Origin of the sequence: Massilia polaris, from assembly GCF_012927275.1 — a bacterium.
GTDB classification, from domain to species: Bacteria; Pseudomonadota; Gammaproteobacteria; order Burkholderiales; family Burkholderiaceae_D; genus Telluria_A; species Telluria_A polaris.
On sequence record NZ_JABBGG010000001.1, the window covers coordinates 220,494 to 232,595 of the forward strand.

Consider the following 12,102-nt stretch of genomic DNA (forward strand, 5'->3'; position numbering starts at 1 on the left):
TACAGAGCCAATACACTTTTCCAAATAATCGCACATACTGTTACGGACATATGGCCAGTACACAAAACGCGACTGCCGGTGCGCCTGGCGCTGCCCTGATCGCGCCGCTGATGGCGCGCGGCGCCGGCGAAACGCTGATGGACCAGATCGTCCGTTCGATCCGCGCAAGGATCGACGACAAGCTGCTGCGCGGCGGCAGCCGCATGCCGTCGATCCGGCGCTTTGCGGCATCCCACGGCGTCTCTGCTTTCACGGTGGTGGCCAGCTACGACAAGCTGGTTGCCCAGGGCTACCTCGAGTCGCGCCGCGGCGCCGGGTTCTTCGTGCGCGAGCGCTCGCCGCTGAATACCGGGGAGCGCTCGGCCGCGCCCATGCTGGCTGCCGCGTCCGATCCTGGCGACCCGAGGCCGCTCGACGTCGTCTGGCTGATCCGTAACCTGTTCCGCGCGGTGCCGATGCAGGATGTGCCGGGCTCTGGCGTATTGCCGTCCGAGTGGCTCGACGGCGCCGGCATCGCCAATGCGCTGCGCAGCGTCGGCCGCCAGCACGCCAGCTTGCTGCTCAACTACGGTGCGCCGCAGGGCTTCCTGCCGCTGCGCCAGCAGCTCCAGCTGAAACTGGCCGAGCTGGAGATTGAAGCCGCGCCGCACCAGATCGTCACCACGGTGGGTGTGACGCAGGCGCTCGACCTGGTCGCGCGCGAATTCACCCGCCCGGGCGACACCATCTTCGTCGACGACCCGGCCTGGTTCCTGATGTTCGGCTCCTTTGCGGCGACCGGGGCGCGGGTGGTCGGCATACCGCGCCTCGCCGACGGTCCCGACCTGGCCAGGCTGGCCGAACTGGCGGCCTTGCACAAGCCTCGGCTGTACGTGATTAACTCGGTGCTGCACAACCCCACCTCGACGTCGCTGTCAGCGGCCAAGGCGTTCCAGGTCTTGCGTATCGCCGAGGAGCATGGCTTCACGATCGTCGAGGACGACATTTACTGCGACCTCCATCCCGGTAGCGCGGTGCAGCCGGCCACTCGCCTGGCGGCGCTGGACCAGCTCGACCGGGTGATCTACCTGGGCGGGTTTTCGAAGTCGATGGCGGCCAACCTGCGGGTCGGGTTCATCGCCACCTCGGCGGAACTGGCGCAGCGGCTGGCCGACCGCAAGATGCTGGCCACGCTGACCAGCAGCGATATCGGCGAGCGGGTCGCCTACAAGATCCTGTCGGAAGGGGTCTACCGCAAGCACCTCGACCGGGTGCGCGCCCGGCTCGATTCTGTGCGCGGCAAGGTGTTCAGGCAAATGGAACGTAGCGGGCTCGCCGCCGGCCCGGCGCCGGCGGCGGGCATGTTTGCCTGGGTCGACACCGGCATCGATACCAACCTGCTGGCCGAACGCGCCATGGCCGCGGATATCCTGCTCGCTCCGGGCAGCCTGTTTTCACCCAGCCAGCTTCCTTCGACCCGCATGCGGCTGAATGTGGCCGCGATGCAGGAGCCGCGTATCTGGGCGTTCCTGGAGAGGGAGTTGGGCAGCTCTTGAAAATGTGCTTGCCATCCCAATATGGCCCCAATCCGTTCAACCCCACTTACTTGTTTCATACGAGGAATAATATGGCAATCGCCGAAAAAGAGACCCTTGGCTTCCAGGCTGAAGTTAAACAGCTGCTGCAACTGATGATCCACTCGCTGTACTCGAACAAGGAGATTTTCCTGCGCGAGCTGATCTCGAACGCGTCCGACGCGTCCGACAAGCTGCGCTTCGAAGCGATCAACAACGACGCCCTGTACGGCGACGACCATGAACTGAAGATCAAGGTCACCTTCGACAAGGCCGCGCGCACCATCACCATCGCCGACAACGGCATCGGCATGAGCCGCGACGAGGTCATCTCGCACCTGGGCACCATCGCCAAGTCGGGCACCAAGGAATTCTTCGGCAAGCTGTCCGGCGACCAGCAGGCCGACGCGGCCCTGATCGGCCAGTTCGGCGTCGGCTTCTACTCGGGCTTCATCGTGGCCGACAAGATCAGCGTTGACACCCGCCGCGCGGGCGCGGCCGCCAGCGAAGGCGTGCGCTGGGAATCGGCGGGCGAGGGCGACTACAGCGTCGAGGCGATCGAGAAGGCATCGCGCGGCACCGACATCACCCTGCACCTGCGCGAAGGCGAGGACGAGCTGCTCTCAAGCTGGAAGCTGAAGTCGATCATCCGTAAATACTCCGACCACATCTCGCTGCCGATCCTGATGCAGAAAGACGAGTGGGACGCGGAGAAAAGCGAGACCGTCCTGAAGGATGAATTCGAGACCGTCAACCAGGCCAGCGCGCTGTGGGCCCGCAACAGGGCCGACATCGCGCCGGAGCAGTACAACGAGTTCTACAAGCACGTGTCGCACGACTTCCAGGACCCGCTGACCCTGACCCACAACCGGGTCGAAGGCCGCAGCGAGTACACCCAGCTGCTGTACGTGCCTAGCCACGCGCCGTTCGACCTGTGGGACCGCAACAAGCGCGGCGGCATCAAGCTGTACGTCAAGCGCGTCTTCATCATGGACGACGCCGAGCAGCTGATGCCGGCCTACCTGCGCTTCATTAAAGGCGTGATCGACTCGAACGACCTGCCGCTGAACGTCTCGCGCGAGATCCTGCAGGAGTCGCGCGACGTGAAGGTGATCCGCGAAGGCTCGACCAAGCGCGTGCTGGGCATGCTGGAGGAACTGGCCAACGCCGACGAGCAGGAAAAGAAGGACAAGTACAGCACCTTCTGGACCGAGTTCGGCCAGGTGCTCAAGGAAGGCATCGGCGAGGACGCGACCAACAAGGACCGCATCGCCAAGCTGCTGCGCTTCGCCTCCACCGCCAGCGACAGCAGCGACCAGGCCGTGGCGCTGGCCGACTACATCGGACGCATGAAGGAAGGCCAGGACAAGATCTACTACGTCGCCGGCGAGAACTTCATCGCGGCCAAGAACAGCCCGCACCTCGAGATCTTCCGCAAGAAGGGCGTCGAAGTGCTGCTGCTGACCGACCGCGTGGACGAGTGGATGCTGTCGTTCCTGACCGAGTTCGAAGGCAAGGAGCTGGTGTCGGTGGCGAAGGGCGGCCTTGACCTGGGCGGCCTGGAAGACGAAGCCGAGAAGAAGCAGCACGAGGAGACCGAGAACTCGTACAAGGAGCTGGTCGAGAAGATGAAGGCGGCGCTGGGCGACAAGGCCAAGGACGTTCGCGTCACCTTCCGCCTGACCGATTCGCCTGCCTGCCTGGTGGCGGACGAGAACGAGCTGTCCGGGAACCTGCTGCGCATGCTGAAGGCGGCCGGCCAGGACGCGCCGGAATCGAAGCCTATCCTCGAGATCAACCCGAATCACCCGCTGGTCACGCGCCTCAAGTATGAAGACGCCGACAGCGCGAGGTTCGCGGACTGGTCGCACATCATGTTCGACCAGGCGATGCTGGCGGAGGGCGGCTCGCTGTCGGATCCGGCTTCGTTCGTCAAGCGCCTGAACGAGATGCTGCTGTCAACCGCAAAGTAAGAGTCATGTCGTTCCCGCGAAAGCGGGAACGACGATTTACAACTGCCTGCAAAACTCCATCAACATCCGCTCACCCTCGGGCCACTCGCCGTATCCGCTGGCCCCGTTGATATGTCCCGCTTCGCCGATCTCCACAAACCTGCTGCCCCACGCGGCGGCGATGGCGCGCGCGCGTTCGAGCGTCACGTATTCATCGTTTGAGCTGGCCATCACGATGCTTGGAAACGGCAGCTTCTCCATCGGCATCGGCTGGAATCCGACCGCTTCGGCCGGATAGGCCGGCGCGTCGACATCGCTCGGCGCGACCAGGAAAGCCCCGGCGACCTTCAACGGCGAACCGGAAGCGGCCCATTTCGCCACCGTGACGCAGGCCAGGCTGTGCGCCACCAGCACCGGCGGACCTTCGCATTCGGCGATGGCGGCGTCCACCTCGGCCACCCATTCATCGCATTCCGGATTGTTCCAGTCCCGGTGGGCAGCGCGCCTCCATTCCGGGTGCTTTTGCTCCCACATCGTCTGCCAGTGCTGCGGCCCGGAGTTCCACAGTCCGGCCAGGATAATCACGTCGCATTCCATCGAGCCCCCGCTGGTTCGGTCGTTTCCATCCCCCTATTCTACGGCTAGAAGGTGGTTGGCATGCGCAGCGTCAGCGAGACGTCCGGCGTGTCGCGGGTGACGCCGGCCCCGACCGAGACGTTCAGGCTGCGCTTGTTGTTCAGGCGGTAGGAGTAGGCGATCAGCAGCGTTCCCAGCTGGGTGCGCACCGATCCTGGCACCGTAATATCGTTCTGCTTCATGCGGCCGACCGAGCTGTGGTCGTAGCCGATGCTGACCGATGCCTTGTCGTTCAGCGCCAGGCCCATGCCGAAGTTGAAGCCGATGACGCCGCCCGGTTTCAGCTCGCCCAGCAGTTCTTTCTCGCCGCCCAGCACGGTGCGGCTGACGTTGCTGCGCTTGAAGTTGTGGGTGTAGCTGACGGTGCCGAAGAAGACCGCCGGGTCGGACGGGAACAGCCAGGTCAGCGACGGCTGCATCGAATAGAAACCGGAGCCGGTCGGCAGGTCGAGCGGCAGGCCGGTGCCGGTAGCGTTGGGGCCCACGCAGCGCGTGTTGCAGTCGGTAATGACTTCGAACGGGTCCTTGCCGGTACGGCTCTTGATGCGCAGGCCGCCGACATAATAGGGCTTGTCCGCGCCGCCATTGTTAAGCTGGTAGCGCGCCGCGAACTCGGCGTCGCCGACATTGCGGCCGCTGGTTTCGAACACGCGTTCCACCGCCGTGCCGGTAAACAGTTCGCGGCTGACGGTGGAATCGGAACGGTACACATAGGGCACCCGGGCTTCGACTTCAAGCCGGTTGGACAGGCCGGTACGGAATGCCAGCGATCCGGTCAGGGTGTTGCGCTTGACCTCGCGTACGTCGATCAGGCCGATCAGCAGGGCAGGGATGATGGTGTAGCCGACCAGCGCCACCCGGTTGTTCGAGGAGTAGCCGAACTGGATCGAGGGTTCGAGGATGTATTTGCCGCGCTGGGTCAGGATGCCGGGCTGTTCGAACAGGGGCGCCACTTCGGGCGGACGGCCATCCTTGCGCGGTGGCTCGCCGACCTGCTCCTTCTGCGCGACGGCCGCCGCTACCGCGGGCGGCGCCGCCACCGGCATGGGCGCCTGGGCAGCGGCCGGTTGCGGCGTTACCGGTGCCGCACTTGGCGCCGGCGCCTGGCCGGTGCCACGCTCGTCGGCAAGCTTGCCTTCGTCGGCGCCACGGATCTGTTCCAGCTCCGACGACAGTTTTTCGATCAGCGCACGTTGTTCATCCAGTTGCGCGCGCAGCTTTGCCAGTTGCGCCGCCAGCGGTTGCGGAGAAGGCGCTACCTGCGCCTGGGTTGCGGAAGCCAGCATCACTGCAGTAAGACCGGCACAGCTCAAACGCCAGGCGGGTGATCGATGCATGTATTTCTCCTTGGGTCTTGGCGCTCAGAGTGCTCCGATCCCCTGGAGCGCTGCGTCGCGCACACTTTGGTTGAAATTCAGGTCCTTCAGCAGCATGGTGCTGTTCACGCTAGAGCTTATCACCGTCTGGCTGCGAATTATCTGGTCGCTCAGAGAATTCTGTATAAAAGTACCAGAAATGCCGTCGCCGGTGAACACATTGCCGACCCCGTTCTGTACCAGCGTGGTCGCCGCCAGCGCTTCTTGTGCGTTCAGCGCTTCGGCGCTGGTCATGGCGCGGATGTCGGCAATCTGCAACGAGGTTCGCGCGACGACGTCGCCGTTGATGGTCACCACGCGCTGGATGCCAAGCGATACTTCAAGGCCGGCCGGCGTGGTGAATCCGCCGCGCGACTGCTCCAGCACTTCGGCCGACACCGGTTCCCAGCCTTCCTGGGAAGCGGCTGCAGGCGTGAGGGCTAACAACAGCGCCACGCCCATCAAACAGGGATGCGTGTCCATGGTATTCCCCTAAAATTCCCCCGGACCGAAACGCGGCAGTGTCGCCATGTCCAGTGCGGTTCTACTGACCGGGTCATCCAGGCGGGCGATTGGCGCGGCACGCCAGTCGGCGGCGCCGTTAAATTCGGGCATGCCGTTGTACCCGTGGATGACGAACAGCAGCTTGTTTTTCCAGATTTGCTGGAAATTGTTGAGTGACATCGCTCGCGTTCCCCGCGACGGATCGCCAATCAGGATGCGGCCATCGGCCATGCCCTTGACGACCACAAAGTGGTTGTAGCCCCTGTCCGAAATCAGGACGATGGCGGGCAGTTTGGCTTCGAACAGCTTTTCGAGCGGAAGCTTGAAACCGTCGCCGCGCAGGCCGCGCGTGGCCAGGAATTTCTGCATGTCGAGCAGGGAAAAGCCCTGGGTGCGGATCTTGGCCTTGTCGCCGTCGCGGAACATCTGTTCGAATACCGCGTGTTCCGTGACCGGACGGTTGTAGTGATAGGTGAGCAGCGTCGCCACCGCGGCCGAGCCGCAGCTGAAGTCGAACTGCTGGCGCGTGGTCGTGGCCATGCGCGCCTGCTTGATGGACGTCACCGGAATCTTGACCTGAAGGCTGCCGACGCCGAATTCGATGGCCTGCGCCGGCGGCCCCAGCGCCATCGCCAACGTCAGCAGGACCGGATAAAGTGTGGATCGCATAATCATCTGAGTTGCAGGTTGACGACAGTGGCGTTCTGGATCAGGACGTTGGCTCCGCTGTTTTGAATGACCATGGGGATGCCGCTCATGTTGGCGAAGGACCCGGAATCGATGATGTTGTTGCCGGTCACCACGTTGATCGCGGTATTGCCGGTGACAACGCCACTCAAATCTGCTTTGTTATTTACGGTGGACACGTTCGAATCGCCGCCGCGCTCCTCTTCGAGGCGGGTTTCAGGTGCTGCCTTGGCGACCTGTGCGACAGCATCTTTGGCTGGCGCCGGTGCGGGTGGCGGTGCGGTTGCGGGTGCGGCTGCAGCAGCTTCGCCTGGCATGGGCTCTGGCGGGGGGCCGGCCAAGGTGCCCCCGGACGCGCCCAGTGCCAGCGCCAGCAGCGCCGCAACTGTGATCGATGTTTTCATCTTGGCTCCCGTCGGGTGCGCTCCGCCCGCAGGCGGAGCGCTTGTTTGCAGCCCAGCGCGAACGCCGGGCCGCGGGGGGACAGCTTATTGGCCCAACGTCAGGTTGGACTGAACAACACTGCTTTGCTGGATCAGCGAGGAGAATCCGTTGTTCTGGACTACCTGCATGATACCGGCTGCCGACTGACCAGCACTTGTCATGGTGTTGGACATATCGAAGCTGCCTGCGGTCACATTGTTGGTGCCGCCACTGCCGCCGGTGCCGGCCGCGCCAGCGCCGCCAGTGCCAGCTCCACCGGTATTGGTACCGCCATCGCCGCCTGCGCCGCTGGTGGCCGTGCCGCCAGTGCCGCCCGCGCCGCCGGCGCCAGCGTTGTTGGTGCCGGCAGTTGCCGTGCCGCCAGTCGCATTGCCGCCGGTTGCCGCACCGCCCGCTGCGCCTGCACCGCCGCTGTTGGAAGCGGCTCCGGACGAGCCTCCTGCACCGCCAGCACCGCCGCCAGCGCCATCACCGCCAGTCGAGGTGCCGCCGGCACCGCCGGATCCGCCTGCTCCGCCGCCACCGCCGGTATTGGTGCCACCTGCGCCACCCGTGGAGCCGCCGCCGGCACCGCCAGTGTTGGTACCATTGCCGCCAGCACCAGCGCCGCCGCTGGCGCCGCCTGAGCCGGCTGCGCCGTTACCTGCCGTGGAGGTGGCAGCAGCGCCGTCGCCGCCGGTGCCGCCGCCGCCGCCCGAGCCGCCTGCACCGCCACCGCCCGAGGTCGCTGCGCCGGTCGTTGCAGTGGCGTCGCCCGCCGTGGAAGCACCACCCGTGGCCGCACCACCCGTGGCCGCACCACCCGTGCCAGCGCCGCCGGTGGAAGTGCCGGTGTTGTTGTCGTTGCGACGGCCGGAAGTGCCGGCATCGCTGTTGCCGCCATCGGTGTTGCCGCTGTCGGCATTGCCGCCATCGGTGTTGCCGCTGTCGGAGCCATTGCGTGCGTCGAGCTCGGTGCTGCCGATCCGGCCGCTGGAACCACCCTTGGCGCCGTCGCCGCCGCCGCCTGCTTTCCCGCCATAGCCGCCGTTGGTGTCGCCACTGTCGCCGCCACCGCCGCCGTCGCCTTCACCGCCACTGCCGCTGTCGCCGCCGTTGGCGCCTTTGATATTGCCGGTGTCGCCGCCGTTGGAACTGCCGGCTCTACCGCCATTGGCATTGCCGGTGTCGCCGCCGTTGCCGCCATCGTCGCCGTCGCCGCCGCTGTTGCGGCCGCCTGCACGGCCGCCGTCGCCGCCGTTGCCGCCATCGTTTCCACCACCGCCGTCGCCGGTACGGGCACCCCTGGCATTGCCACCGTCGCCGCCGCTGCCGGCGTCAGCGTCGCCGGCTTCGACTTCGCCGTTCTTGGCGTTGGCGCCATAGGCGTCGCCGCCGGACGAGCCGGACGATGCTTTGCCGCCAATGGCCTTGCCGCCGTCGCCGCCTTCGCTTTCGGCATCGCCGCCGTAGCCCTTGGCGCCGTCGCCGCCAATCCCTTTTCCACCATTGGCATCGCCGGAGTTACGGGCGCTGTTGCCGATATCGCGGATATCGTTGTCGCTGACCGTACCGCGCAGGGTGCCGGTTGCAGTTGCGGTAGCGTCGTTAAAGGCATTGGACGCATTCGAGGTGGCCGTTGCGCCGTTGTTGGCGGCAGCTGCGCCGACTCCATCGGCGTCCGCATCGCCATCGCTGTTGTTCTGGCCGGTGCTTTGGTCGTTGTCGCGGTTGCTGCTGCTGTCATTGCGCGACCGGGCGTTGTCGCTTGCCATGGCCCCGGTACCGGACTGGGTGTTGTTGCTGGTAGCGTTCTGGGTGTTTCCGCCCGAGACGCCGTCTTTTACCTTGTTTGTCGGTTCGACCGCGTGCGCCGCTGCCATGCTGAACGCCATTGCGATTGCGGCCGCAATTGATGTCTTGTTCATGAGATAGCCCCTCCCGTTGATTAAGTAACTAATAAGCTCGCCTTAAGCGACCGAGCAAGAATGTCTTTAGCAAGGACAGTGCCACGTATGAAATTGCGCTTAACTCCTTGATTTTTCACAGGGGCAAACGCATTTTTCTGCGCGCCGGGCCGAATTCGCTGCCCGCGCGATATTTCGTTTCCTTGAGCTGTCTCATTCATGCGACACACCTGTGTCTCAAGTGTTCAGGTCAATCGCAGGGCAGGTGCGAAGCATGCCCGCCACAGGAGGAAGCGCACTGGACAGCGGCTGGAAAAACGGGGTGATGTCCTACGAGTGCGTCAGCAGCGATACAGTCGCCGCGACGGACCAAGGGGGATTTCAGCCGGCGGCGCGCACGCCGATGCTGTGTTTGCTGAGGAGGCGGTACAGGGTGGCGCGCGAGATGCCCAGTTCGCGCGCGGTCTTGCTGATGTTGCGGCCGGTGCGGTCAAGGCAGGCGCAGATGACGTTGCGCTCGGCGCTGGCGCGCGATGTGTCCAGGCCCCCGGTCACCGGGCCGAGCCCGATGTGGTTCAGGCCCAGGTCTTCGGGGGTAATCAGTTCGCCTTCTGCCAGCACCATCGCACGCCGCACGCGGTTGATCAGTTCGCGCACGTTGCCGGGCCAGTCGTGGCTGCGGATGGCGTGCAGCGCGCGGTTGGAAAAGCCTTTCAGCTGCGGGCTCTTTTCGTTGCAGTACTGGCTGAAGAAGTGTTCGGCCAGCGTGGTCAGGTCGTCGGCGCGCTCGCGCAGCGGCGGCACGTTGATCGGGATGACGCTGAGCCGGTAGTACAGATCCTCGCGGAAGGCGCCGTGCGCCACCGCGTCCTGCAGGTCGACGTGGGAAGCGGCGATCACGCGCGCATCGACCGGGATGCTGCGGGTGCCGCCGACCCGGTAAATGGTTTTCTCCTGCAGGAAGCGCAGCAGGTTGACCTGCAGTTCTTTCGGCAGGTCGGCGATTTCATCGAGGAAGATGGTGCCGCCGTTGGCCGATTCGATCAGGCCCTGCTTTTCCTTGGCCGCGCCGGTGAATGCGCCGCGCTCGTGGCCGAACAGTTCGGTCTGGATCAGGCTGGCCGGCATGGCGCCGCAGTTGATCGCCACGAACGGTCCGGCCGCCATCGGCGAATGGTCATGGATTTCGCGCGCGGTGACTTCCTTGCCGCTGCCGCTCTCGCCCCAGATCAGCACCGGTGCGCCGACGCTGGCGATGCGCCGGATCTGGGCGCGCAGGCGCACGACGCTCGGGCTGTCGCCGGTCAGTGCGTGGGCGCTGTCGGCGCTGGCGCCCCGGGCGCTGCGTTCGCGCAGGTCGGCCAGGCCGTGCACGTGGCCCAGCGTGTGGTTCAGCAGGACCGGGTCGACCGGCCAGGTGTGGAAGTCGCACAGGTGGTCGCTGGCCAGGTCGCGCCAGCAGGCGTTGTCCATCAGGCCCGCCTCGAACACGCCGACCCAGCGGGTGCGCCAGTGGGCGCGGAAGAACACGTCGAGCGCAGCGGCGTTGCCGCCCCCGTTATCGAGCAGCAGTCCGGCCAGGTAGCGCTGCTGGTGGAGCGCGCGGGCGGCATCGGCCAGGGTGCCGACAATGCACAGGTCCCAGTCGCGCAGCGGGCCGCAACGCGCATGTACCGCCGCAGCGCCGCCAGGAGAGATGCATAAAAGCCGTTTGATGCCCATGCTCGTATTCCTGCAACCGGTACCGACGCGCGCAACGACCTCGCCGGCGCACCGGTAAATAATATAAGCGTATCCGCACTCGAATGCGCGCTCATCTGGGCGAGCAAACCTCTCTGCGGAATATATAACCCGGCCGGATGGAATGGCGGCGGGATTATATGCGACTGGTTAAGTTTATACCCGGATCGGAGTGATTCTTCATGTATATGCAATTTTTTTATTGTCGCGTCGATAAAACAACAACAGCGCGTCGCAAAATAGCAGCGGGGTGGCGTGCGTGCAATGGCCGCGGGCAGCGCCAGGAGGGAACGAATGATAATCGGAAATTGATACCGTGCGGGCAAAAGTGTTATGATCAGTCAGCAGTATCTCGCCGGTCAATATGATTATATTTCAAGGCGTCCGGGATATTATCCGGAAGCTCAGTCAATTGCGGATTGGCGCAAATTCGCCCGCGGTATCGCTATCGTATTCTTGGGTTAGCGATAATACGGGCGCCGGCAATTACAGCGATGTGCGGACTGCGAATAATTCAGGGAATAGCACCACGTCGAGCATCTTGCGCAGGTAGCTGACGCCGGCGGTGCCGCCGGTGCCGCTCTTGAAACCGATGATGCGCTCCACCGTCGTCACGTGGCGGAAGCGCCAGAAGCGGAATGCGGTTTCGAGGTCGACCAGTTTTTCGGCCAGCTCGTACAGCGCCCAGTACTTGTCCGGGTCCTGGTAGACGCCCAGCCAGGCCGCCTTGACCGACTCGTCGGCTTCGGTCGGCTGGGTCCAGTCGCGGCTGAGGCGCTCGGGCGCGATGGCAAAGCCGCTGCGCGCCAGCAGCATCACCGACTCGTCGTAGACCGACGGCGCGTGCAGCTCGCGTTCCAGCACCTCGTAGGCCTGGGTGGCCTTGGTGTGCACGGCCAGCAGCGCCGCGTTCTTGTTCCCGAGGATGAACTCAAGTTCGCGGTACTGGTGCGACTGGAACCCGGACGACGCGCCCAGGTAAGGGCGGATCGCGGTGTATTCGGGCGGCGTCAGGGTGGCCAGCACGTCCCACGCATGCACCAGCTGGTCCATGATGCGGGCCACGCGCGCCAGCATCTTGAAGGCCGGCGCCAGCTCGTTGGCGCGCAGGCTGGCGCGCACCGCCTGCATCTCGTGCAGCATCAGCTTGAGCCACAGTTCGCTGGTCTGGTGCTGGACGATGAACAGCATCTCGTTGTGGTTCGGCGAGCGCGGGTGCTGGGCCGACAGGATCTGGTCAAGCCCCAGGTAGTCGCCGTAGCTCATCGCCTCGGTGAAATCCATCTTGGCGCCGTGCCACGATACCGGGCACTTTTTCTCTTCATTGGACATGGCAGGACTCTCT

Annotated in this window: 10 protein-coding genes; 2 read left to right on the forward strand and 8 right to left on the reverse strand. The window is 64.7% G+C overall.

The window, feature by feature from the left end; translation table 11 throughout:
• Nucleotides 1–50 precede the first annotated feature (50 nt).
• Nucleotides 51–1,535, forward strand: coding sequence for an aminotransferase-like domain-containing protein (locus tag HHL21_RS01050; RefSeq protein WP_169463416.1), 1,485 nt, complete (start codon nt 51–53; stop codon nt 1,533–1,535).
• Nucleotides 1,536–1,606: 71 nt separating this feature from the next.
• A complete protein-coding gene (htpG, locus tag HHL21_RS01055; RefSeq protein WP_169463417.1) occupies nt 1,607–3,526 on the forward strand; it encodes a molecular chaperone HtpG in 1,920 nt (639 codons plus the stop codon).
• A gap of 36 nt (nt 3,527–3,562) precedes the next feature.
• Here htpG and HHL21_RS01060 read toward each other — a convergent pair whose 3' ends face one another.
• The 8 genes from HHL21_RS01060 to kynA all read right to left on the reverse strand — a co-directional run bounded on the left by HHL21_RS01060 (nt 3,563) and on the right by kynA (nt 12,089).
• The gene (locus tag HHL21_RS01060) at nt 3,563–4,090 is read right to left on the reverse strand and encodes an RBBP9/YdeN family alpha/beta hydrolase (protein WP_370659648.1); all 528 of its coding nucleotides are present in this window, start codon (nt 4,088–4,090) and stop codon (nt 3,563–3,565) included.
• A gap of 56 nt (nt 4,091–4,146) precedes the next feature.
• Nucleotides 4,147–5,478, reverse strand: a complete 1,332-nt coding sequence (locus HHL21_RS01065) for an acetate kinase (protein WP_229495775.1) — start codon at nt 5,476–5,478, stop codon at nt 4,147–4,149.
• A 24-nt stretch (nt 5,479–5,502) separates the two neighbouring features.
• Nucleotides 5,503–5,979, reverse strand: a complete 477-nt coding sequence (locus HHL21_RS01070) for a hypothetical protein (protein WP_169463419.1) — start codon at nt 5,977–5,979, stop codon at nt 5,503–5,505.
• 9 nt (nt 5,980–5,988) lie between these two features.
• A complete protein-coding gene (locus HHL21_RS01075) occupies nt 5,989–6,669 on the reverse strand; it encodes a C39 family peptidase (protein ID WP_169463420.1) in 681 nt (226 codons plus the stop codon).
• 2 nt (nt 6,670–6,671) lie between these two features.
• A complete protein-coding gene (locus HHL21_RS01080) occupies nt 6,672–7,091 on the reverse strand; it encodes a hypothetical protein (RefSeq protein ID WP_169463421.1) in 420 nt (139 codons plus the stop codon).
• An 84-nt stretch (nt 7,092–7,175) separates the two neighbouring features.
• Complete coding sequence (locus HHL21_RS01085) at nt 7,176–9,038, reverse strand: hypothetical protein (protein ID WP_169463422.1); 1,863 nt, start codon at nt 9,036–9,038, stop codon at nt 7,176–7,178.
• 360 nt (nt 9,039–9,398) lie between these two features.
• On the reverse strand, nt 9,399–10,739 hold the full coding sequence (locus tag HHL21_RS01090) for a sigma-54 interaction domain-containing protein (protein ID WP_169463423.1): 1,341 nt from the start codon (nt 10,737–10,739) through the stop codon (nt 9,399–9,401).
• A 504-nt stretch (nt 10,740–11,243) separates the two neighbouring features.
• Nucleotides 11,244–12,089 (reverse strand): tryptophan 2,3-dioxygenase, encoded by an 846-nt coding sequence (kynA, locus tag HHL21_RS01095; protein ID WP_169463424.1) that lies wholly within the window; start codon nt 12,087–12,089, stop codon nt 11,244–11,246.
• Between the last annotated feature and the right edge of the window lie 13 nt (nt 12,090–12,102).